The organism is Anaerobacillus arseniciselenatis, assembly GCF_001865995.1.
In the GTDB taxonomy this organism is placed as follows: domain Bacteria; phylum Bacillota; class Bacilli; order Bacillales; family Anaerobacillaceae; genus Anaerobacillus; species Anaerobacillus arseniciselenatis.
In genome coordinates this window covers 1-23,222 of record NZ_MLQQ01000007.1, presented here as the reverse complement: position 1 = coordinate 23,222, position 23,222 = coordinate 1, and the positions used below count along the sequence as shown (strand labels likewise).

The following is a 23,222-nucleotide window of genomic DNA, read 5'->3' as shown; positions in this document are numbered from 1 at the left end:
TTATGTTTTTAAGGAGGAGCATTTTTTTCATGTCAATCGAAGTAGGCAGCAAGTTACAAGGAAAGGTAACAGGTATCACCCATTTTGGAGCATTTATTGAGCTGCCAGGTGGTAAAACCGGTCTTGTTCACATCAGTGAGGTAGCAGATAATTATGTTAAAGACATCAACGAATTTTTAAAGGTTGGTGATGAAGTAGAGGTTAAAGTAATTGCTGTAGAAAAAGATGGCAAAATTGGACTTTCAATTCGCAAAGCTAAGGACCGTCCGCCAGAAGAGCAACCAAGACCTCAAAAGCGTCCACCACGTGATCGTGAGCAACAACGACCAGCAAACAAACAATACGGTTCTCGTAATAGCAGTAATAGAAATAACCAAGCTCGCCCATCCCTTTCTTTTGAGGATAAAATGAATCGCTTTTTAAAAGATAGTGAGGAAAGACTGACTTCAATAAAGCGAAACACTGAATCTAAGCGTGGAGGTCGAGGAGCTAGACGAGGATAACTTGCTGCAAATTGACAGTAATAGATGGATTCTTACTCAAATTAAATAAAGAGTTAAAAGCTTACTCGTATGAGTAAGCTTTTTTTTGCTTTTTCGCTTTTCGTGTAACAATATTCGTGCTAATCGGCTGTTTTATTTGTATATTTCGAGTTCTTTTACATGATTTATAAATAAAATCCTACCATTTAGTGGTATTTTGGCAGGGTTACTAGAAACTAGTCGAACGATTCTTTTAAGATGCTCTGTTGTTTTGACAAAAATTGAAAGAAAAATCTGTTTATAATAAGAGCACGATAAAAAATATGGGTGGTGGATGTAAGTGTTTCGAAAAGTACTGAAAGCTGTTGAGCCAATGAGAGGGGCAGTGGTGTCTGATTCAGTAGATTCGGACAACCAGTTAAAGGGGAGAATTACAGAACGGTTAAGCAATCTACCTTCTCTAGTGCTCTATAAATGGGGTTTTTTAATTTTTATTATTGGATTTTTACTCGGTCGAGCGATGATTTTATCAGAAATGCTCCCTTTTATTTTGCCGTTTTTTGCGACGATCTTTTTGTTGAAAAGGGAAAAAGCGATGATTGCGATGTTGGCATTAATTAGTGGTGCGATAACACTAGTGCCAATTCATGGGGCTTATGCATTTGCTTCTATCTTTCTTTTTTTAATACTATATCGGCTTTCTATTAAATTATATGAGGACAAGCTTAAATTATTACCGATTTTAGTATTTAGTTCAGTTTTTATTTCAAAAATCTCCTTTGCCTATGTAATTGAAGGAACGATAACAAATTATATATGGCTCGTTTCTGCAGTTGAAGGTGGTTTAAGCCTTATATTGACAATGATTTTCATTCAAAGTGTACCGTTGATTATGGATCGAAAAAAGAAACATTCGTTAAAAAATGAAGAGATTATTTGTTTAATTATTCTACTAGCTTCCATAATGACGGGCGCAGTAGGTTGGGTAATGTATGGAATGGCTCTTGAACATATATTCGCGAGATATTTAGTTTTAATTTTTGCGTTTGTCGGTGGTGCGGCAATCGGTTCAACGGTCGGAGTAGTGACAGGGTTAATCTTAAGTTTAGCTAGTGTTGCTAGTCTCTATCAAATGAGTTTATTAGCATTTTCTGGTTTATTAGGAGGGTTACTAAAAGAAGGAAAAAAATTTGGTGTCGGAGCTGGTTTATTAGTTGGAACGGTTTTAATCGGTCTTTATGCTGATGGTAGTGGACAAATTGGAATTACAGTCATGGAGTCATTAGTAGCGATTGCTATTTTCTTCATTACCCCTAGGGACTTCATTATGAAACTTGCAAAATATATACCGGGGACAGCTGAGTACTGGAAAGAGCAGCAACAATATTTACGGAAATTTCGGGATGTCACTGCTGGAAAAGTTGAACAATTTTCAACGCTTTTTCAGACGCTATCTAATAGTTTCTCTAATGTGCATTTAACGAATGATGATGATGACCCAGAACGAGAAGTTGACTATTTTTTAAGTAATGTTACAGAGAAGACTTGTCAAATGTGCTTTCGAAAGCAGCAATGTTGGACAACTAATTTTGATAAAACATATACGTATATGCAAGATATTATGGGAAGTTGTGAAGAGGAGGGGCAGTTATGTAGTCGAATAAAATCAGATTGGTCAAGGTATTGTTTAAAGGCTGATAAAGTGGTTCATGTCATTCAACATGAGCTAAGCCAATACCAAGCTGGGAAAAGTTAAAAAAACAATTATTAGAAAGTAGAAGGCTTGTTGCGGACCAGCTTTCTGGGGTTTCAAAAGTGATGGGTGACTTTGCCAAAGAAATTCAAAAAGAGCGAGAGAATTTACAAGTTCAAGAAGAGCAAATACTAGATGCTTTGCGTGATGCTGGAGTAGATATTGGTCATGTTGAGATTTTTCGTTTAGATGAAGGAAATGTTGATATTGAAATAAGTGTGCCAACTAATACGCATGGAGAGTGTGAGAAGATTATTGCTCCTATGCTTTCAGATATATTAGAGGAAACGATTGTAGTTAAGAAGTCAGAACAAGATTTTTATCCGAATGGACATACGAGCGTATCGTTTGGCTCAACGAAGCAATTTGTGGTTGAAACAGGAATAGCCACTGTAGCTAAAGGTGGAGCATGGATTTCTGGAGATAGTTATTCGACGATGGAAATAGGCTCAAGTAAATATGCTTTAGCAATTAGTGATGGTATGGGGAACGGAGAACGAGCACATTTAGAAAGTAATGAGACGTTAAAACTATTACAAAATATATTACATTCGGGAATTGAGGAAACTGTTGCTATTAAATCTATTAACTCTGTTTTATCTTTACGCTCAACAGATGAAATTTTTTCTACATTAGATTTAGCGATGATTGATCTTCAAGATGCATCGGCGAAGTTTTTGAAAATTGGATCGACACCTAGCTTTGTAAAGAAGGGTGACAAAGTCCGTATGATTGAAGGAAGTAACTTACCGATGGGGATTATTAATGAATTTGATGTCGATGTTGTTAGTGAACAGCTAAAACCAGGAGATTTACTTATTATGATGAGCGATGGTATTTTTGACGGTCCAAAGCATGTAGAAAACAATGAGGCTTGGATGAGACGAATCATTAAAGAAATTAAATCAGAAGATCCACAGGAAGTAGCAGACTTAATTATTGAACAGGTCATTCGCTCGAGTGAAAACCGAATTGAAGACGATATGACGGTTGTCGTTGCCAATATTGAACGAAATTTACCGAAGTGGTCCTCAATTCCAATGTACGATACTTCTAGCTTTAGTAGGAAGAAAGCTTTATAAGTTTTGAGTTTTGGGTGTTGAGTGTTGAGTTTGTTTCGGGCAGCGCTTCGTAGTTTTAATTAAAAATTAAAAATTAAAAATTGTGGGGCTAGCTTGGTATTTACAGAGGATGCTGTTAGGGATATCACCATTTGTATGAAAAAAGGCGGATTATTTCGTGAACGAGCCTCTGAAATTAGTTAGAGTGTGCTCCTGCGGTTAATCGTCGCAAAGCTGCATGAAGCCTATGCTACGAAGTATGACATGATGAGATTGAGGTCAGTTGCTTCACAGCGAAGAGAAGGAAACCATCCGCCTTTTCCATATTAGATGGTGAGGACTAAATCGTCATGAGTGCTTCTATTAAATTCTAAATTCTACTTTTTAAATTAACAAAGTATATTCCCTCCGAAAAAAGTGAATGATGGTAACATTCAGATAAATTGGAGGGGAATTGGCTTATGGGAAAAGGAACGTTAAAGCAAATTCTATTATTAACAGATGGTTGTTCAAACCAAGGTGAGGATCCGATTGCGATTGCCGCTTTGGCAAAAGAGCAAGGAATTACTGTAAACGTTATTGGTGTGGTTGATGACGATCGTATAAGTGAGCAAGGTATTGAGGAAATAAAAAATATTGCACTTTCAGGTGGTGGTATAAGCCAAGTTGTTTATACAAAGCAGCTTGCAAAGACGGTTCAAATGGTCACTCGACAGGCAATGACGCAAACGATTCACGGAGTCGTTAATAGAGAGTTAACGCAAATACTAGGACAAGATCAAGAAATAGAAGATTTACCACCAGAAAAGCGTGGTCAAGTAATGGAAGTCGTAGATGAACTTGGCGAAACGATGGACCTGGATCTTTTAATTTTAGTAGATACGAGTGCCAGTATGAAAAATAAGTTAGGAATGGTTCAAGAGGCATTGACCGATTTATCAATTAGCTTAAACTCTCGTATCGGTTCAAATAAATTCTCATTGTATTCATTTCCGGGGAAAAGAAAGAATGTTGATAAACTATTAAGTTGGACACCAAAAATAGAATCATTAACAGGTGTATTTCATAAGCTCTCATCAGGTGGGATTACGCCAACGGGACCAGCCCTACAAGAAGCGATTGAAATGTTCCCAAGAAAAAGTAGAAGGAGTCTGATTTCTGATGACGAGTATCAAGAAGAGTCAGGTATGTAATCTTCCTTCTGGAACAAAGTTAATCGGAAAATGGCATAAAAGGCCTTATAAAATTGTTAAAGAATTAGGTAATGGCGCTACAGGATCTGTTTATTTAGCTGAGTCTCCTTTAGGGCTAGTAGCCGTAAAAATAGGGCTTAATAGTATGGCGATTACTTCGGAAGTAAATGTCCTCAAACATTTCTCAAAGGTCCAAGGACAAATCCTTGGACCTTCTTTAATCGATGTCGATGATTGGGTAACTAATGAAGGAACATTTCCTTTTTATGCAATGGAATATTTAAAAGGTCAAAGTTTATTTTCCTTTATTAATGGGAAGGGAAGTGAATGGATTGGTATTTTAATGGTGCAATTATTAGGAGATCTTGATCGTCTTCACCAGGCGGGGTGGGTATTCGGAGATTTAAAGCCTGATAATTTAATTGTCGTAGGTCATCCAACGAGAATTCGTTGGCTTGATGTTGGTGGAACAACGTTATTAGGACGTTCAATTAAAGAATACACTGAGTTTTTTGACCGTGGTTATTGGGGCTTAGGCACTCGTAAAGCAGAGCCAAGTTATGATTTATTTTCAGTTGCAATGATTATGATCAATATTTGCTATCCAAACCGCTTTGAAAAAAACCAAGAAGGTATTAAGCAGTTAAAAGAAAGAATTCAGCGAAAGCCTGTTTTGCGTCAGTATGAAGTCGTATTAATGAACGCACTCCAAGGAAAATACGGTAACGCGCAGTTAATGAAGAAAGACGTAATTAGTTGTATAAGTAAATCAAAGCATTCTATTGTAGATTCTCACAAAAAACAACCGACCAAAAATAACGAGAAACAAAAGCCTGTAAAAGTCCGCAAAGAAAAATCTAAAGGAATTATTGAAACATTTCTATTTGGCTCTTTCCTTCTTTTAGCATATATCCTATACTTATTTGGACAAACGATGTAAAATTCTAAGTTATGAGTGAAGAGTGTTGAGTTATGAGTGAAAAGCGTTGAGTTTTTGTGGGTATTGCTTCGAAGCAGCACTCTAAATTTATTAAACACAAATTAAAAGTCTTTACTTCGAAGCAATACTTCCCAACTCAAAATTCAAAACTCAAAACTGCTTTTAAAAGGGGAGAGTGAGATGGCGAAGGCAGATGAAATGATGGATATTTGCTTGTTAGCAGGTGAAATTATGCTAACATATGGAGCAGAGACGTATCGTGTTGAAGAAACGTTAGAAAGAATGGCGAAAGCGGCTAATCTGAAGAATGTCCATAGTTTCGTGACGACAACGGGTATTTTTATCTCCTTTGAAGAGAATGGTCATGGCGATGTGATGCAAATGATCCGTGTTGATGACAGGTATCATGATTTAAATAAAGTGGCCCTCGTAAACCAAGTTTCTAGGGAGTTTGTCATCGGTGAAATTACTTCCGAAGAAGCCCACGATAAACTAAAAGATATTTATCGAACACCTTTAAATTATCCTATATGGCTTATTCATTTTGCTTCGGGAATAGCTGGAGGAGGATTCTCTTATTTATTTGGTGGTGGAATTAAAGATACCCTTCCTGCTTTTATAGCAGGTGTAACGGCAAGTGTGTTTCTTATTGAAGTGGAGAAGTATTTAAAAGTAAAGTTTTTTGCTGAATTTATTGCCGCTTTTGTTGGAGGTACCGTTGCGATTGCTCTCGTTTTCCTTGGCATTGGAACGAACTTAAATCAAATCATTATCGGAACTTTAATGCCTCTTGTTCCTGGGGTTCCTTTAACAAATGCAGTACGGGACTTAATGAGTGGTGACTTAGTTGCAGGTGTTAGTCGTGGTGCCGAAGCTACGATAACATCCTTATCAATAGCAACAGGAATAGCCTTATCAATTACTTTATTTTTATAAATTCATGAATTTCATAATTCATTACTTCCGCCACTAAGATCAATATATAGTTGCGTCAAAACCATTTGCAAACTATATATTGCGTGGTGTGGCTTGTTTTTGGAGATTATGAAATTCACTCAAGCAAGGTGAGAATGCAATGATTTTAGAACTTATTTTTTGTTTTTTAGCGACAGTTTCATTTGCAATTATCTTTAGCGTACCTAGAAACTCTCTTATATTAGGTGGTTTAATCGGTGTGCTCTCATTTGCGATTTTTAGAATATTGCCAGAATACGGTATGACTGCTATTTTTGCAACGAGTGTCGCTTCAATTACTGCAGCAACATTATCTCATTTTTTTGCTAGAAGATTTCGTATTCCAGCGACTGCATTTACGATCCCAGGCATTATCCCTCTCGTTCCAGGGAGTAGAGCTTATTTTACGATGCTCGCTTTTGTTGAAGGCGATTATCTTCTTGGGCTTGAACTAGGAATTGAAACGATGTTACAAGCGGGAGCGATTGCTGCGGGAATAGTTTTTGCTTTAGCAATATTCTCTTTTGGGAAAGGAATTGGTCATCGATATGAAACAAATCGTTAATCGATTCATTAAGAAGCATCAATTGTTATTTGATGGTGCGACAGTTGTTGTAGGTGTTTCTGGTGGCCCCGATTCGCTAGCTTTGCTTCATTTTTTAAAAGGCGAAGCGGAGGCTCGAAATTTAACGTTAGTTGCAGCTCACGTAGACCATTCGCTTCGAGGTAAAGAATCAGAGGAAGACTATCTTTTTGTCGAAAATTACTGTAGAGAAAATGAAATTATTTTTGAAGGAATAAAAATAGATGTAGAAAAATATCGTCATGAACATAAAATGACGATACAGGTTGCAGCTAGAGAATGTCGTTATCGATTTTTTCAAGAAATGATGACGAAACATTCGGCCCAACTACTCGCTCTTGCTCACCATGGAGATGACCAAGTTGAAACCATATTAATGAGGCAGATTCGCGGAGCATATGGTTTAGGGTTGGCAGGTATACGTAGTCTTCGTGAGTTTCACGATGGGAAAATCATTCGACCGTTTTTATGCCTCTCAAAAGAAGAGATCATTCGTTATTGCGAAATGGAGAATCTTGTACCAAGGGTTGATCAAAGTAACTTTTCTTCGAAATATATGAGAAACCGTATTAGAAACAAAGTACTACCTGTATTAAAAAAGGAAAACCCTTCAGTTCATTTGAAATTCCAACAACAAAGTGAACTAATGTTAGATGATGAATTATTTTTACAGGATCTCGCTGAAAAAGAGTTAAGTGGTGTTCTTCTAAACAAAAGTGATAAAAGAATCGTCCTTTCGATTTCGCAATTTAATCGTATTCGAATCCCTTTACAAAGAAGGGCCTTTCAACTAATATTAAACTATCTTTATAATGAAAACATGCCATTAATTTCCACTATACATATTGATGATTTTATTGATTTTATCAAAAACTCAAGCCCATCGGGAGATTTGCATTTTCCGAGAGGGTTATTAGTAACGAAGTCGTATGATGAATGCTCTTTATCTTTTATGAATAAGAGTACGTTAAAAAAATATGAGTATCTTTTATCGATACCAGGGATTGTTAGTGTGAAAAAGGGAAAGATAAACGCAGAAGTTTCGAAATCATTTCCTTCAGTACATGTAAATCATAATAGTATTGTGTGTGATTTAGAAAGACTAACACTACCGTTAATGGTTAGAACTCGAAAACAAGGCGATCGTATCGCGATAAAGGGAATGACTGGATCGAAAAAGCTAAAAGACCTTTTTATTGATGAAAAAGTTGATCGAGAACAAAGGGACGATTGGCCGATTATCGTTGACGGTAATGATCAGTTATTGTGGATTCCGGGTTTGAGGAGATCGAATATTGCTCTTCCTTCAAAAGAGACAAAAAACTTCGTTTTACTAACAATAGAGGAATTGTAACTACATAAGTGGAAAAGATTTATAAAGAGAAGGGATAAAAATTCACCTTTTCTTTGAGTGAATTATGAAATTCATTTAATGATATTTTAAAATTTTTTGTTATACATTACTTTAGGAGGTAATTTTTTAGACATGATGAAAGATGATATTAAAGAGGTTTTAATAAGTGAGGAAGAAATTCAAACGAAGGTAAAACAGTTAGGCGAACAATTATCTGAAGAGTATAGTGATCGATTTCCACTTGTGATCGGTGTGCTAAAAGGCGCAATGCCATTTATGAGTGATCTTATTAAACGAATCGATGCTCATATAGAAATGGATTTTATGGATGTTTCTAGTTATGGTAATGAAATGGTTTCTTCTGGGGAAGTTAAAATTATTAAAGATTTAAATACTTCTGTTGAAGGGCGTGACGTTTTAATCATTGAAGATATTATTGATAGTGGACTTACCTTAAATTATTTAGTGGATTTATTTCATTATCGAAAAGCGAAAACCGTGAAAATTGTTACTTTGTTGGATAAGCCTGAAGGTCGTAAGGTAGACTTAAAGCCAGATTTAGCTGGTTTTAACGTCAAGAATGAATTTGTTGTAGGGTACGGTTTAGATTACGCTGAGCGATATCGAAATTTACCTTACATAGGTATTTTAAAACCTGAAATTTACGAAGGGTAAATTAATTGTGAACAACTATGCTTTTATGGTAATATTATCTAAGTCTTATTTGCCAGTGGGAGGAGGTAAAGGATGAATCGAATATTTCGAAATACAGTCTTTTATTTATTAATATTTTTAGTTATTGTTGGGATCGTTAGTTTTTTTAATCAACCACCAACAGAAACTGAAGAAATGACGTATGGTGAATTCCAAACGAAATTAGAGCGTGGCGAAATTGGTCCGATTACGATGCAGCCGGTAAGGGATGTTTACGTAATTGAAGGACGTTTAAAAACAATGGGTGAAGACGAGGGCTTTGTTGTAAATGTACCTCGTTCAGACATGTCAATTGAACAAATCCACTTAGCAGCTACTAGAGGTGACACAGCGTTAGAGGTCATTCCAGCGGAGCAAACGAGTGGTTGGGTAACATTTTTTACGACGATGATTCCTTTCGTGATTATCTTTATTTTATTCTTTTTCCTTTTAAGTCAAGCACAAGGTGGCGGTAGCCGTGTTATGAACTTTGGGAAAAGTAAAGCTAAGCTTTATAGTGAAGATAAAAAGAAAGCGAAATTTAAAGATGTTGCTGGTGCTGATGAAGAAAAGCAAGAACTTGTAGAGGTTGTTGAATTCTTAAAGGATCCGCGTAAATTCTCGGCAATAGGAGCAAGAATTCCTAAAGGGGTTCTATTAGTAGGACCACCAGGAACAGGTAAAACATTACTTGCTCGTGCAGTTGCAGGAGAAGCAGGTACACCATTCTTTTCAATCAGTGGTTCTGACTTTGTTGAAATGTTTGTTGGGGTCGGTGCATCACGTGTACGTGACTTGTTTGAAAATGCAAAGAAAAATGCTCCTTGTATTATTTTCATTGATGAAATTGATGCCGTTGGTCGTCAACGTGGAGCAGGTTTAGGTGGCGGACACGATGAGCGTGAGCAAACCTTAAACCAATTATTAGTTGAGATGGACGGTTTTGGTGCAAATGAAGGTATCATCATTATCGCCGCAACAAACCGAGCTGATATTTTAGACCCTGCATTATTACGTCCAGGTCGTTTTGACCGACAAATTATGGTTGGGCGTCCTGATGTAAAAGGTCGTGAAGCGGTATTACACGTACATGCTCGTAATAAGCCGTTAGCAGATGATGTTAATTTAAAAACGATTGCAACGCGTACGCCAGGGTTTTCTGGTGCAGATTTAGAAAACTTATTAAACGAAGCGGCTCTTGTGGCAGCTAGACGTGATAAACCAAAAGTAGATATGAATGACGTTGAAGAAGCAATTGACCGCGTTATTGCAGGTCCTGCTAAAAAGAGTAGGGTGATCTCTGAGAAAGAGAAAAATATCGTTGCCTATCACGAAGCGGGTCATACTGTTGTTGGTGTTAAATTAGAGAACGCTGATATGGTTCACAAAGTAACGATTGTTCCTCGAGGGCAAGCCGGAGGCTATGCAGTGATGCTCCCGAAAGAAGATCGCTATTTCATGACAAAGCCTGAACTATTAGATAAGATCGTCGGCTTGTTAGGTGGTCGAGTTGCTGAAGAAATTATTTTTGGTGAAGTAAGTACTGGTGCACATAACGACTTCCAACGTGCGACAGGTATTGCACGTAAAATGGTGACAGAGTACGGTATGAGTGAAAAGCTTGGCCCGATGCAATTTGGTACAGGTCAAGGTGGTAATGTGTTCCTTGGGCGAGACATTAATAACGATCAAAACTATAGTGATGCGATCGCTTATGAAATTGACCAAGAAATGCAGCGAATTGTTAAAGAGAGCTACGAACGTTGCCGTACAATTCTATTGGAAAATAAAGATCGGTTAGAACTTATTGCGAAAACATTATTAGATGTTGAAACTTTAGATGCTGAACAAATCAAATCATTAGTAAATGATGGAAAGCTTCCTGAAGGGCATCATGCTAATAACGAAAACGCAAACGGAAACGAAGATGTAAAAGTTAATATTAACGCTAAGAAAGAAGAGGAAAAGCTAACTGAGCCAGAAGTGAAACAGTCTGACGAAGAGGCGATTCTTCCTTCAGAAAAGCAAGAAGAAAACAAAGCTGACGATAATAAAAAAGACTAAAAGCAAAAAGGGTGTCTTAATAGGCACCCTTTTTTTCACTAATATTATCAAGTTTTTCAAATTAAAAATACGATTAGTTATTCAATTTTAGGAGATTACTCTTTATACTAGAAGTGGTGTAAATATAAACCTAAAAAGTAGGTGACTTAGATGATCTTTGTTTTAGATGTAGGGAATACGAATATAGTATTAGGTGTGTATGATGATGAAGAGTTAAAATATCACTGGAGAATTGGAACAGACCGTCAAAGAACCGAAGATGAATATGGGATGATCATTAAGGAATTATTTTCTTATGAAGGGTTAACAACTAAGGATATTGATGGGATTATCATTTCATCTGTAGTACCGCCGATTATGTATGCTTTAGAAGAAATGTGTAAAAAATATTTCTATGTAAAACCTATGATTATCGGGCCGGGAATAAAAACTGGGCTTAATATTAAATACGATAACCCAAAAGAGGTTGGTGCAGATCGTATTGTCAATGCTGTTGCTGCCATTGAATTATATGGAAGTCCGTTAATTATTGTTGATTTTGGTACAGCGACTACATACTGCTACATAAGTGAAGAACATCAATACATGGGTGGGGCAATTGCGCCGGGCATCGGTATTTCTACAGAAGCCTTATATAATAGAGCGTCAAAGCTTCCGCGTATTGAAATCATTAAACCGAAAGACATTGTCGGTAAAAATACTGTCAGTGCAATGCAGTCAGGTATTTTATACGGTTATGTAGGACAAGTTGAAGGAATTGTTAATCGTATAAAGGATCAAGCTAATAAAGAGCCTCTAGTGATTGCGACTGGTGGATTAGCTCCGTTAATAGCGGAAGAGTCAAAAGTGATAGATGTTGTTGATCCGTTTTTAACTTTAAAAGGACTTATAATGATTTATAGAAAAAACTTGGCCTAAAGCCAAGTTTTTCTCACACTCGGACAATAATGTTAATTAATGATATTCATTTGAGTAAAGAATAGTAAAGTTTAAAAAAGAGGTGTAAAACGAATGTCAGATTACTTAGTTAAAGCTGTAGGATTCGAAGGAAAGGTAAGGGCTTATGCCATCAATACAACTGAAATGGTTAATGAGGCAGTTAGAAGGCATGAAACTTGGCCAACAGCTTCTGCAGCATTAGGAAGAGCAATGACGGCAACCACGATGATCGGAGCGATGCTGAAAGGTGATGAGAAATTAACAGTAAAAATTGATGGTGGAGGTCCAATTGGTCCGATCATCGTTGATAGTAATGCCAAAGGAGAAACAAGAGGATATGTGGGCAATCCTCAAGTCGACTTTGAATTAAATAAAGAAGGTAAATTTGATGTAGCTCGAGCGGTTGGTAAAGATGGTTTATTATCTGTAGTAAAAGATTTAGGAATGCGAGACCATTTTACAGGAAGTGTTCCATTAATTTCTGGTGAATTAGGCGAAGATTTTACTTACTATTTTGCTTCTTCTGAGCAAACGCCAGCTTCTGTTGGTGTTGGTGTACTCGTAAAACCAGATGGATCAATTCTTGCTTCAGGCGGCTTTATGATTCAGTTAATGCCAGGGGCAGATGATGAAACTATCACTGAAATCGAAAAGAGACTAAGTACTTTACCGCCAATTTCAAAGTTAATTGAAGCGGGAATGCCTCCTGAAGAACTTATTTTGGCTCTTTTAGGTGATGGTAATGCAAAGGTCCTAAATAAAATGGATGTTAAGTTCCAATGTCATTGTTCGAAGGAAAGAATTTCCCAGGCATTAATTAGTTTAGGAAAAGAGGAATTAAAAGAAATGATCGAGGAAGATGGCGGCGCAGAAACAGAGTGCCATTTCTGTAATGAAACATACAATTTTACAGTTGCTGATTTACAGGAACTTTTGGAAGAGGCGAAGTAGGTTAAATTTTACAAATATTTTTATTGACAGTGTTGTATTGCTCTGATAGGATTAATATATATTAATCCAATGAAAATACTCGGTATTAAAAAGAGGAGGAATACTAATGAAAGTAGCAAATTCAATTACTGAATTAATCGGGGAAACACCTTTAGTGAAATTAAATCGTCTTGTACCAGAAGATTACGCGGATATTTACTTAAAACTGGAATATATGAATCCGGGAAGTAGTGTCAAGGACCGTATTGCTTTAGCGATGATAGAAAGTGCAGAAAAAGACGGGAACCTAAAAAGTGGCGATACAATTATCGAACCAACGAGTGGCAACACTGGTATTGGTTTAGCGATGGTTGCGGCAGCAAAAGGCTATCGTACGATTTTAGTGATGCCTGAAACGATGAGTTTAGAGCGACGCAATTTATTACGTGCTTATGGGGCAGAGCTAGTGTTAACTCCAGGGCCTGAAGGTATGGGGGGAGCGATCCGTAAGGCTACTGAATTAGCTAAGGAAAATGGTTATTTCATACCACAACAATTTGAAAATGAAGCAAACCCTGAAGTGCACCGTTTAACAACAGGTAAGGAGTTGTTAGAGCAAGTCGGAGATCAATTAGATGGTTTCATTTCTGGAATTGGTACGGGTGGAACGGTGACTGGTGCAGGTGGAGTCTTAAAAGAAAAATTTCCGCATTTGCATATTGCCGCTGTTGAACCGCAAGATTCACCTGTTTTATCCGGCGGTAATCCGGGACCACATAAAATCCAAGGAATCGGTGCAGGTTTTGTGCCTGATATTTTAAATACAGAAGTGTATGATGAAGTTCTTCAAATCTCTACAGAAGAAGCCTTTGAATATGCTCGTCGTGCAGCTAAAGAAGAAGGGATTTTAGGTGGGATTTCCTCTGGTGCAGCGATTGCTGCAGCATTAAAAGTGGCGAAAAAATTAGGAAAAGGCAAAAAAGTAGTAGCGATTATTCCTAGTAATGGGGAAAGATATTTAAGTACACCATTATACCAATTTGAAGATTAATGATTTAAGAGGGTGCCTGATACTTTTGTATCGGGGCACCTTTTTTGTTTGTTAGTTGGCTAGTTAGTTGGTTTGTTGGTTAGTGGAAAGTTGGAAAGGATGGCGCTCGACTTTTTATATTTTTAATTTTGCATTTATATCATAGATGGTGACTGTTTTGTTTGAAAAAAGGTGGATGATTTCGTGAGCGAGCCTCTGAGATTCGTTAGAAGGTGCTCCTGCGGTTACTCGTCGCAAAGCAGCACGGAGCCTTTGCTAAGATGCGTGCCATGATGTGATTGAGGTCAGTATCTTCACAGCGAAGAGAAGGAAATCATTTGCCTTTTTTCGTATCAAAGTATGCTGGCATTTAAATTTTATCTAAGTTAATTGTTTCAGTCTGTTGAGGTATAATGATAAAATATAAGTTGGACAGAAAAGGAAAGAACTAATAACGAGTGAATTTCATAATTACCAAAACTGAGTCACATCAAGTAATATATAGTTTTGGGAATAGTTTTAACGCAACTATATATTGATCTTAGTGGCGAGAATAATAAATTATGAAATTCATGGAACATAAGTTGTAAATGGAGAGTGAACGTTATTTTGAGACAAACTAATAATTCAGATAAAGTTCAACGTTTTCCTCTTGGTAAATCATTCGAGGCTAAAGATTTTGCTTGGTTCCAAAAGTATAAAGAGCTTTCTTTAGAAAAGGATTATCACATACTTCTCGAGAGTGGCCGAGGCGGTAATTACAGTATTATGGGATTGGAGCCTTGGGCCGTATTATCAGGGAAAAATAAACAATTAACGATAACAGTTGATAAAAAGCAGGAAATAAAGAAAGGACCATTACTGCAATCGATGGAGCAGTGGATGAGTCAGTATAAAACAGAAGTAGATGAAAGTTTACCTCAATTTCAAGGTGGTGCCATCGGTTTTATTAGTTATGACCTTGTAAGACAAATTGAGAAGTTACCTACCTTAAGTGATGATGATTTAAACACAGATGATATATTTTTCTTGTTATTTGACGATGTGTTTATTTTTGATCATGAAGAAAATGTTTTTTGGATTATTACACATTATCAAGAAGGAAAGAAGCAAGAGGCTGAAAAAAGATTGGTTGAGCTAGAAGAAATGTGGTTTCAACCAAGTATTAAAGAAGAATGGAACTATGTTGAAGATGTAGAAGAAGATGAGTATTGGCATGCTTCGTTATCAGAAACCGATTTTAACAAGGCAGTAGCAAAAGTTCAAAACTATATTGCCGATGGCGATGTTTTTCAAGTGAACTTATCTGTTCGTCAAGCGAAGAAATTACAGACAGCTCCTTTGCATATATATGAAAAGTTACGGGAGATTAACCCATCGCCTTATATGTCATACATTGAAGCGCCACACTTTCAAATTATTAGTGCATCACCAGAGCTTCTAGTTAAAAAGAATGGCGAAGATATTAGCACTCGCCCCATCGCAGGGACAAGGTCAAGAGGTAAAAATACAGAAGAAGATGAACGTTTAGCAAAAACGTTAATTGAAAATGAAAAAGAAAAAGCAGAGCATGTGATGCTCGTTGATTTAGAGAGGAACGACTTAGGTAGGGTGAGCCGATTCGGCACCGTGGAAGTTAATGAATTAATGGTCATTGAAAAATACTCTCATGTGATGCATATTGTTTCAAACGTTCGTGGTAAGCTTGATCCGACATATAATTTATACGATGTCATCGAAGCGACATTCCCTGGTGGAACAATTACAGGCGCACCTAAAGTGCGTACAATGGAAATTATTGAAGAGCTTGAACCTGTAAGAAGAGGGATATATACTGGTTCTATCGGGTGGATTGGTTATAATGGTAATATGGAATTAAACATTACGATCCGTACCATGTTAGCAAAAGACGGTTTTGCTTACGTTCAAGCGGGAGCAGGTATTGTTATTGATTCCGACCCTAAGGCTGAATATAAAGAATCATTGAAAAAGGCAATGGCGTTATGGAAAGCTAAAGAGATTAGTGAAGAAGAGATGAGAGAACAAAAGAGTAAAGTGAAGAGCTGAGGAGGAAAAATAGATGATATTAATGATTGATAATTATGATTCGTTTACGTACAATTTAGTTCAATATTTAGGGGAAATGGGTGAAGAGTTAATCGTCAGGAGAAATGACAAAATAACAATTGCCGAAATTGAAGAATTAAATCCTAATTACTTGATGATTTCTCCTGGACCGTGTAGCCCTAATGAGGCCGGGATTAGTATGGAGGCGATTAAACATTTCGCTGGGAAAATTCCGATTTTTGGCGTTTGTCTTGGACATCAATCGATTGCCCAAGTTTTTGGTGGCGATGTCGTTGGTGCTGAACGATTGATGCACGGAAAAACATCTGAAATTACACATGATCAAAAAACGATTTTTTCGGAAATGCCGTCATCTTTTACGGCAACGAGATATCACTCATTAATTGTTAAAAGAGAAACGTTACCGGATTGTTTTGAGATAACTTCTGAAACAAGTGAAGGGGAAATTATGTCGATTCGCCATAAGGGACTTCCGATTGAAGGAGTTCAATTTCATCCGGAATCAATAATGACAGCAGAAGGAAAAAACTTATTAAAAAATTTCATTCGTTATTATGCGAGGTAGCGTATATGTTTATATATTTGAATGGAGAGTTTATTTTACAAGATGAAGCGAAGATTTCTCCTTTTGACCACGGCTTTTTATATGGATTAGGTGTATTTGAAACTTTTCGCATTTATAATGGTCATCCATTTTTATTGGATGACCATTTTCAACGCTTGAAACGAAGTGTTGAACAATTAAATATTATTTTAAACATAACGAAGCAACAGTTAAAAGAAATCATTTCCGAGCTTTTAACATTAAATCAACTTAAAGATGCGTATATTCGTTTTAATGTCTCTGCTGGCGCGGCACCAGTTGGTTTACAAACTGACTCTTATACGGAACCGACGATTATTATCTTCATAAAACCGATAAATAGCCCGCTTGCGCGAACGAAAAAGGCTTCGGTTTTAACAACTAGAAGAAATACTCCAGAAGGAACAGAACGCCTGAAATCTCATCATTACTTAAATAACATTATCGGGAAAAGAGAGTTGAACTCACCGGAATATGAAGGGATTTTCTTGACGAATGAAGGTTACATAGCTGAAGGAATTGTGTCTAATATATTTTGGGTAAAGGATGGACAAGTTTATACTCCGAGTGTCGCTACGGGCATTTTAAACGGGATTACACGAAAGTTTATCATTAAGGTATTAGCAAAGTACAACATACGTTGTCATGAAGGTTTTTACCCGTTAACGGCATTGATTGAAGCAGACGAAGTTTTTATTACTAACTCAATTCAAGAAATAGTATCGATTAGTAGTGTTGATGAGTGTTTGTACCGGCAAGAAAATAAATATACAAATTTTTTGCAATCAAAATATCAAAACTATATTAATAAACAGCTTTCATCGATGAAAGAAATATAAGAGAGGGCGTGGGTTTGTGCTTAAATCAACAATTATTAAAGCGGGGCCGTACGATTTAGATGTAACGAAGAAAACGTTAATTATGGGCATTTTAAATATAACTCCTGATTCTTTTTCAGATGGCGGTAAGTTCAATGATTTAGACGGTGCAGTGAATAGAGCCATTCAGATGGTCGAAGAAGGTGCCGACATCATTGATATCGGTGGAGAATCAACACGCCCAGGAGCAGAAACTGTCAACGAAGAAGAAGAGCTTGAGCGTGTATTACCGATCATTCAAGCAGTATCCAATGTGGTAAATGTTCCAATCTCTATTGATACATATAAGCACGAAGTCGCAAAACAAGCTCTAGAGGCAGGAGCTTCGATCATTAATGATGTGTGGGGCGCTAAGGCAAATCCTGAAATAGCCGACGTTGCAGCAAACTATAATGTACCAATTGTTTTAACACATAATCGAAAAAATCGAGATTATAACGATTTAATTAGTGACGTTCTTTCAGATTTAGGTGAAAGCATTTCAATATGTGAGCGAGCTGGTGTTGATCAAGCGAAAATCATTTTAGATCCTGGCATCGGTTTTGCAAAGACTTATGAGCAAAACATCTTAGTATTGCAACATTTAGATAAAATAGTAGAGCTAGGTTTCCCCGTTTTACTAGGAACTTCAAGAAAATCGATGATCGGTGCTGCATTAGACTTACCAGCTGAAGAACGTTTAGAAGGAACGCAAGCAACCGTTTGTTATGGAATTATGAAAGGTTGCCAAATGATGCGTGTCCATGATGTTTTACAAATTTCGAGAACTGCTCAAATGATGGATGCTTTAAAGGAGAGGTTTTAATGGATAAAATCTTTTTAAACCAAATGGAATTTTACGGTTATCATGGTGTTTTTCCAGAAGAGACGAAGCTAGGACAACGTTTTATTGTTGATGTTGTTCTAGAAGTTGATCTAAAAGAGGCAGGAAAGACAGATGATTTAACGAAAACTATTAATTATGCAGAGGTTTACGACATAGTTAAATCTTTCGTAGAAGGGCCACCTTTCAAACTTATAGAGGCTTTATCAGAAAAAATAGTTGAGAATATTTTAAACCAGTTTCCCCAAGTTCATAACTGTACGTTAAAATTAGTAAAGCCTAATCCGCCGATTGCAGGACATTATCACTCTGTAGCCGTTGAAATTAAAAGAGGGCAAAATGGATAAACTAAATACTGCTTATATTGCTTTAGGTTCAAATATCGGAGATCGTGCATCGTTTTTGAAATTTGGGCTAAAGAGTTTAGAAGATGATATAAAAATATCCATTATCAGTTATTCTTCAATCTATGAGACAAGTCCTGTTGGCTATGTAGATCAAGCTGATTTTTTGAACATGGTTGTTGAAATTAAGACATCTTATGACCCGTTACAGTTATTAGATTGTACACAGGAAATTCAAAAAGAAGCAGGCAGAAACACAAATGTTCGATGGGGACCACGAACTTTGGATCTTGACATTTTGTTGTATAATAAAGAAAATATTGAAATGGAACATTTAATAATTCCGCACCCCCGGATGCATGAAAGATCATTTGTTATTGTTCCATTGAAAGAAATTAATCCAAGTCTTTACTTTCCAGCAATGGAAAAGTCGATAGAACAAGTTTATGAAGAACTAAGTGATAAAGAAGGTGTTCGAATATGGAAGAGACGATTTGGGGAAGACGAATAAGGGCGTTTCGAAAGCTTAAAGGGTTTACTCAAGAACAACTAGCAATGAAGTTAGGAGTTTCAGTTTCAGTATTAGGGGAAATTGAGCGAGGGAATCGCGTACCTTCAGAAGAGCTAATAGAACAAATTTCGATCATTTTAAATGTTCGAAAAGAAGAGTTAACATCGATAAATTAATTGTTATAGATAGGAGGTGATATCAGTGCTAAAGATTGGTGATATCACTATGAAAAACCCGGTGGTCTTAGCGCCTATGGCGGGGGTTTGTAATCCTGCTTTTCGCTTGATCGCGAAAGAATTCGGAGCAGGTCTTGTATGTGCGGAAATGGTTAGTGACAAGGCGATTTTATATAAAAATCAGAAATCACTACAAATGCTATACGTTGATGAGAGGGAAAAACCGCTCAGTTTACAAATTTTTGGCGGTGACAAAAAGACACTCGTAGAGGCGGCTAAAGTTGTCGATCAACAAACGAATGCTGATATTATTGATATTAATATGGGCTGCCCTGTTCCGAAAATAACAAAGTGTGATGCGGGAGCTAAATGGCTCCTTGATCCAAATAAAATTTATGAAATGGTCGCAGCGGTGGTTGATGTCGTAAAGAAGCCAGTCACAGTGAAAATGAGAATGGGCTGGGATGAAGATCACATTTATGCAGTGGAAAATGCCCAAGCGGTCGAGAGAGCTGGTGGACAAGGAGTAGCAGTTCACGGCCGTACGCGAGTTCAAATGTATGAAGGTATCGCTGATTGGGATATTATTAGGCAAGTGAAAGAGGCGGTGAACATTCCAGTCATAGGTAATGGAGATGTTAAAACACCTCAAGATGCGAAACGGCTATTAGAGACGACGAAAGCAGATGGTGTAATGATCGGTCGAGCAGCATTAGGTAATCCGTGGATGTTGTATCGTACCGTTCAATTTTTAGAGACTGGAGAACTTTCTCCAGAGCCGACACCACGAGAAAAAATAGACGTTTGCATGCTTCATTTAGACCGTCTTATTGCGTTGAAAGGTGAGAGAGTTGCGATTCGTGAAATGAGAAAGCATGTCGCTTGGTATGTTAAAGGTATGCATGGTGCAACTAAAGTAAAAGATCAAATTAATCAGTTTGAATCTAAGGAAATGATCGAAGCGACATTGTACGGTTTTATAGAAGATTTTGAAGCAAAACAAGGCGAGGAATCGGCTGTTCGTTAATTTGACAATCGATCGTATGTAACCTATAATACGTCTGAGATTAGTAACTGTCAGCAAGATGCTGGCAGTTTTCTTCATACTTTAAGAAGATTAATTTTGTGGTAGAGCTTGAAAATAGTTTTTAGAAATTTACGACAAACTATGGAAAAATTATTACTACGCTCCATAAAGGAATACGTACAAATATTATAGATAAGCCTTTAAATGGTTATACAAAATAATAACTTATACGAGTGAATTTCATAATTACCAAAAATGAGCCACATCACGCAATATATATAGTTTGCGAATGGTTTTGACGCAACTATATATTGATCTTAGTGGCGAGAATAATGAATTATGAAATTCATTGATACATATATGCAATAAATATTCGCGGAATTAATATTTAAACTTTAGGAGATGAGAAAGATGACAAACGAATTAGAGTTAAATGATCAGTTGATAGTGAGGCGGGAAAAGTTAAAAAAATTAACCGAAGATGGGCTCGATCCATTTGGAAAACGTTTTGATCGCACTTATACAGCAGAGACAATGGAAACCTCGTTTGGGCAATTGACGAAAGAGCAACTAGAAGAAGAGAGCGTTGAAGTGACAATCGCTGGTCGTATTATGACAAAGCGTGGTAAAGGAAAAGCAGGCTTTGCTCATTTACAAGATTTATCAGGACAAGTTCAAATCTATGTTCGTAAAGATGCTATCGGTGACGAGCAATATGAAGTTTTTAATACGATCGACATTGGTGATATTGTAGGAGTAACAGGGGTTGCTTTTAAAACTAAAGTAGGCGAGCTTTCAGTAAAGGTAAAAGATTTTCAACTGCTTACAAAATCTTTAAGGCCACTACCAGATAAATTTCATGGATTAAAAGATGTCGAACAACGATATCGCCAACGTTATGTTGACTTAATTATGAATCCAGAAGTGAGAGATACTTTTGTTACTAGAAGTAAAATCCTTAAGTCTATGCGTAACTATTTAGACTCGAACGGTTACTTAGAAGTTGAAACACCGATGATGCATTCAATCGCAGGAGGAGCTGCTGCAAAACCTTTTATTACACATCACAATGCATTAGATATGCAGTTATATATGCGGATTGCAATTGAGCTACATCTAAAGCGTCTGATTGTTGGTGGTTTAGAAAAGGTATATGAAATTGGTCGCGTGTTTAGAAATGAGGGGGTCTCAACAAGGCATAACCCTGAATTTACGATGATTGAACTTTACGAAGCTTATGCTGATTACAAAGATATCATGTCGCTGACAGAAAACTTAGTGGCTCATATAGCTGAAGAGGTTTTAGGGTCAACGACTGTTAAATATGGTGACTATGAAGTTAATTTAAAGGCTGAGTGGAAAAGGCTTCATATGGTAGACGCGATTAAAGAGTATGCAGGAGTTGATTTCTGGAGCGAAATGTCGGACGAAGAAGCTCGTGCGATTGCTAAAGAGCACAATGTCCCGGTGAAAGAAACAATGACTTATGGTCATGTCGTTAATGAGTTCTTTGAGCACTTCGTTGAAGAAAAGTTAATTCAACCTACATTCATATACGGACATCCAGTGGCGATTTCACCATTAGCTAAGAAAAACCCTGAAGATGAAAGGTTTACGGACCGTTTTGAATTATTTATAGTAGGAAGAGAACACGCAAATGCTTTTACTGAATTGAATGATCCTATTGATCAACGTGAGCGTTTTGAAGCTCAACTTGTAGAACGTGCTCAAGGTGATGATGAAGCTCACATGATGGATGAGGACTTTGTTGAATCTTTAGAATATGGGATGCCTCCTACAGGTGGGTTAGGAATTGGGATTGACCGTTTGGTTATGTTATTAACAGATGCGCCGTCGATTAGAGACGTATTATTATTCCCACAAATGAGACATAAAGAAGAAAACTAAACGGATATAAGACTAACCTATAACAGAGTTAGGATAGTACTGAAAATTAATCCTTAAATAGTTTAAGGGTTTTAGACCCCCACCTCAACGCGTAGCGTAGGTGGGAACTTTTAATCAGGTGAGTCGAGACTTCATCTGATTTCTCGATGTTTCAGCTTGCTGAAACGAGTTCGCTTCGTTTTGGATACAATTTATGTGTGGCTGATATAATTGTAGAAAAAGAAGGTAACGCCGTTATATAGTGGCTAGTTACCTTCTTTCTTTATTTAGGGGAACTTTTGGCACTCTTCTATTATCGTGGGTGGCATTAAAAACCTTAATAAAAATTAGCGGGAATGTAATAATAAAGTATAATAATAATGATAATAATATAGATTGTATAAAATGAACGATATAATATTGACTTTAGATATTAATAATGATATATTATTACTTGTCGCTTTAAATCGGTATTACAAAATAATTAATTTTAAATTATTGTTGACGCCGACAAGTGACTATGGTATATTAATTAAGTCGCTGTTGAGCGGTAACAATATTATACAAGTTTCGATATGAGACTGGATGTTATAATTAATTTTTAGTTTCGTTCTTTGAAAACTGAACACACAGCCAAGCGAATTAAGAAAGGTGGAAGGCAACACTTACTAGTGAAGTCTGAAACTTTAAAAAGAGATATAAAAATCTCGTCAATGTTTTATTTTGAGCTTTATCAAACACTTTTATGGAGAGTTTGATCCTGGCTCAGGACGAACGCTGGCGGCGTGCCTAATACATGCAAGTCGAGCGGAGTTTTAAAAGCTTGCTTTTAAAACTTAGCGGCGGACGGGTGAGTAACACGTGGGCAACCTGCCCTGTAGACTGGGATAACTTCGGGAAACCGAAGCTAATACCGGATAATCTTTGGA

The 23,222-nt window shown here is 36.9% G+C and carries 20 protein-coding genes, 1 rRNA gene and 1 pseudogene; all 22 read left to right on the top strand.

Annotated elements, in window-relative coordinates:
* The first annotated feature begins 2 nt into the window (after window positions 1-2).
* Entirely contained in the window at window positions 3-503 is a 501-nt protein-coding gene (locus BKP35_RS06790) for a S1 domain-containing RNA-binding protein (RefSeq protein WP_420534807.1), read from the top strand.
* Window positions 504-822: 319 nt separating this feature from the next.
* Window positions 823-3,317, top strand: a pseudogene (gene spoIIE, locus BKP35_RS06785) (stage II sporulation protein E).
* A gap of 440 nt (window positions 3,318-3,757) precedes the next feature.
* On the top strand, window positions 3,758-4,489 hold the full coding sequence (locus BKP35_RS06780) for a VWA domain-containing protein (RefSeq protein WP_071312620.1): 732 nt from the start codon (window positions 3,758-3,760) through the stop codon (window positions 4,487-4,489).
* The gene (locus BKP35_RS06775) at window positions 4,458-5,429 is read left to right on the top strand and encodes a serine/threonine protein kinase (RefSeq protein ID WP_071312619.1); all 972 of its coding nucleotides are present in this window, start codon (window positions 4,458-4,460) and stop codon (window positions 5,427-5,429) included. The genes BKP35_RS06780 and BKP35_RS06775 overlap by 32 nt, the downstream gene beginning before the upstream one ends.
* A gap of 180 nt (window positions 5,430-5,609) precedes the next feature.
* Window positions 5,610-6,365, top strand: coding sequence for a threonine/serine exporter family protein (locus BKP35_RS06770; protein WP_071312618.1), 756 nt, complete (start codon window positions 5,610-5,612; stop codon window positions 6,363-6,365).
* Between the two features lie 139 nt (window positions 6,366-6,504).
* The gene (locus BKP35_RS06765; protein WP_071312617.1) at window positions 6,505-6,948 is read left to right on the top strand and encodes a threonine/serine exporter family protein; all 444 of its coding nucleotides are present in this window, start codon (window positions 6,505-6,507) and stop codon (window positions 6,946-6,948) included.
* Window positions 6,908-8,320, top strand: coding sequence for a tRNA lysidine(34) synthetase TilS (gene tilS / locus BKP35_RS06760; protein ID WP_169819157.1), 1,413 nt, complete (start codon window positions 6,908-6,910; stop codon window positions 8,318-8,320). Before BKP35_RS06765 ends, tilS begins: the two co-directional genes overlap by 41 nt.
* 135 nt (window positions 8,321-8,455) lie before the next feature.
* Window positions 8,456-8,995 carry a hypoxanthine phosphoribosyltransferase gene (gene hpt, locus BKP35_RS06755; protein WP_071312646.1) on the top strand — a complete coding sequence of 180 codons (540 nt, stop codon included), beginning with the start codon at window positions 8,456-8,458 and terminating at the stop codon, window positions 8,993-8,995.
* Between the two features lie 72 nt (window positions 8,996-9,067).
* Window positions 9,068-11,077 (top strand): ATP-dependent zinc metalloprotease FtsH, encoded by a 2,010-nt coding sequence (gene ftsH / locus BKP35_RS06750; RefSeq protein ID WP_071312615.1) that lies wholly within the window; start codon window positions 9,068-9,070, stop codon window positions 11,075-11,077.
* A 150-nt stretch (window positions 11,078-11,227) separates the two neighbouring features.
* Complete coding sequence (locus tag BKP35_RS06745; RefSeq protein ID WP_071312614.1) at window positions 11,228-11,995, top strand: type III pantothenate kinase; 768 nt, start codon at window positions 11,228-11,230, stop codon at window positions 11,993-11,995.
* Between the two features lie 93 nt (window positions 11,996-12,088).
* The gene (gene hslO / locus BKP35_RS06740) at window positions 12,089-12,967 is read left to right on the top strand and encodes an Hsp33 family molecular chaperone HslO (protein ID WP_071312613.1); all 879 of its coding nucleotides are present in this window, start codon (window positions 12,089-12,091) and stop codon (window positions 12,965-12,967) included.
* A gap of 106 nt (window positions 12,968-13,073) precedes the next feature.
* Complete coding sequence (gene cysK / locus BKP35_RS06735; RefSeq protein ID WP_071312612.1) at window positions 13,074-13,997, top strand: cysteine synthase A; 924 nt, start codon at window positions 13,074-13,076, stop codon at window positions 13,995-13,997.
* Window positions 13,998-14,585: 588 nt separating this feature from the next.
* Window positions 14,586-16,043, top strand: coding sequence for an anthranilate synthase component I family protein (locus tag BKP35_RS06730; RefSeq protein WP_071312611.1), 1,458 nt, complete (start codon window positions 14,586-14,588; stop codon window positions 16,041-16,043).
* Window positions 16,044-16,056: 13 nt separating this feature from the next.
* Complete coding sequence (gene pabA / locus BKP35_RS06725; RefSeq protein ID WP_071312610.1) at window positions 16,057-16,629, top strand: aminodeoxychorismate/anthranilate synthase component II; 573 nt, start codon at window positions 16,057-16,059, stop codon at window positions 16,627-16,629.
* Between the two features lie 5 nt (window positions 16,630-16,634).
* Entirely contained in the window at window positions 16,635-17,486 is an 852-nt protein-coding gene (pabC, locus tag BKP35_RS06720) for an aminodeoxychorismate lyase (RefSeq protein WP_071312609.1), read from the top strand.
* An 82-nt stretch (window positions 17,487-17,568) separates the two neighbouring features.
* On the top strand, window positions 17,569-18,330 hold the full coding sequence (gene folP / locus BKP35_RS06715; RefSeq protein WP_084031497.1) for a dihydropteroate synthase: 762 nt from the start codon (window positions 17,569-17,571) through the stop codon (window positions 18,328-18,330).
* Window positions 18,330-18,695 (top strand): dihydroneopterin aldolase, encoded by a 366-nt coding sequence (gene folB / locus BKP35_RS06710; RefSeq protein ID WP_071312607.1) that lies wholly within the window; start codon window positions 18,330-18,332, stop codon window positions 18,693-18,695. The genes folP and folB overlap by 1 nt, the downstream gene beginning before the upstream one ends.
* Window positions 18,688-19,203, top strand: coding sequence for a 2-amino-4-hydroxy-6-hydroxymethyldihydropteridine diphosphokinase (gene folK, locus BKP35_RS06705; RefSeq protein WP_071312606.1), 516 nt, complete (start codon window positions 18,688-18,690; stop codon window positions 19,201-19,203). Before folB ends, folK begins: the two co-directional genes overlap by 8 nt.
* Window positions 19,173-19,379 carry a helix-turn-helix domain-containing protein gene (locus tag BKP35_RS06700; protein ID WP_071312605.1) on the top strand — a complete coding sequence of 69 codons (207 nt, stop codon included), beginning with the start codon at window positions 19,173-19,175 and terminating at the stop codon, window positions 19,377-19,379. Before folK ends, BKP35_RS06700 begins: the two co-directional genes overlap by 31 nt.
* Before the next feature lie 25 nt (window positions 19,380-19,404).
* A complete protein-coding gene (gene dusB / locus BKP35_RS06695; RefSeq protein WP_071312604.1) occupies window positions 19,405-20,406 on the top strand; it encodes a tRNA dihydrouridine synthase DusB in 1,002 nt (333 codons plus the stop codon).
* A 411-nt stretch (window positions 20,407-20,817) separates the two neighbouring features.
* Window positions 20,818-22,314 (top strand): lysine--tRNA ligase, encoded by a 1,497-nt coding sequence (gene lysS, locus BKP35_RS06690; RefSeq protein WP_071312603.1) that lies wholly within the window; start codon window positions 20,818-20,820, stop codon window positions 22,312-22,314.
* A 721-nt stretch (window positions 22,315-23,035) separates the two neighbouring features.
* Window positions 23,036-23,222 (top strand): 16S ribosomal RNA (locus BKP35_RS06685); the annotation flags it as partial.

Bases quoted from the DNA above. Each gene is read 5' to 3' on its own strand.
- BKP35_RS06780 (WP_071312620.1), top strand. From the start codon at position 3,758: ATGGGAAAAGGAACGTTAAAGCAAATTCTATTATTAACAGATGGTTGT.
- pabA (WP_071312610.1), top strand. From the start codon at position 16,057: ATGATATTAATGATTGATAATTATGATTCGTTTACGTACAATTTAGTT.
- BKP35_RS06770 (WP_071312618.1), top strand. From the start codon at position 5,610: ATGGCGAAGGCAGATGAAATGATGGATATTTGCTTGTTAGCAGGTGAA.
- folK (WP_071312606.1), top strand. From the start codon at position 18,688: ATGGATAAACTAAATACTGCTTATATTGCTTTAGGTTCAAATATCGGA.
- BKP35_RS06775 (WP_071312619.1), top strand. From the start codon at position 4,458: ATGACGAGTATCAAGAAGAGTCAGGTATGTAATCTTCCTTCTGGAACA.
- pabC (WP_071312609.1), top strand. From the start codon at position 16,635: ATGTTTATATATTTGAATGGAGAGTTTATTTTACAAGATGAAGCGAAG.
- hslO (WP_071312613.1), top strand. From the start codon at position 12,089: ATGTCAGATTACTTAGTTAAAGCTGTAGGATTCGAAGGAAAGGTAAGG.
- hpt (WP_071312646.1), top strand. From the start codon at position 8,456: ATGAAAGATGATATTAAAGAGGTTTTAATAAGTGAGGAAGAAATTCAA.
- BKP35_RS06700 (WP_071312605.1), top strand. From the start codon at position 19,173: ATGGAAGAGACGATTTGGGGAAGACGAATAAGGGCGTTTCGAAAGCTT.
- BKP35_RS06745 (WP_071312614.1), top strand. From the start codon at position 11,228: ATGATCTTTGTTTTAGATGTAGGGAATACGAATATAGTATTAGGTGTG.
- cysK (WP_071312612.1), top strand. From the start codon at position 13,074: ATGAAAGTAGCAAATTCAATTACTGAATTAATCGGGGAAACACCTTTA.
- BKP35_RS06765 (WP_071312617.1), top strand. From the start codon at position 6,505: ATGATTTTAGAACTTATTTTTTGTTTTTTAGCGACAGTTTCATTTGCA.
- folB (WP_071312607.1), top strand. From the start codon at position 18,330: ATGGATAAAATCTTTTTAAACCAAATGGAATTTTACGGTTATCATGGT.
- folP (WP_084031497.1), top strand. From the start codon at position 17,569: ATGGGCATTTTAAATATAACTCCTGATTCTTTTTCAGATGGCGGTAAG.
- lysS (WP_071312603.1), top strand. From the start codon at position 20,818: ATGACAAACGAATTAGAGTTAAATGATCAGTTGATAGTGAGGCGGGAA.
- ftsH (WP_071312615.1), top strand. From the start codon at position 9,068: ATGAATCGAATATTTCGAAATACAGTCTTTTATTTATTAATATTTTTA.
- BKP35_RS06790 (WP_420534807.1), top strand. From the start codon at position 3: ATGTTTTTAAGGAGGAGCATTTTTTTCATGTCAATCGAAGTAGGCAGC.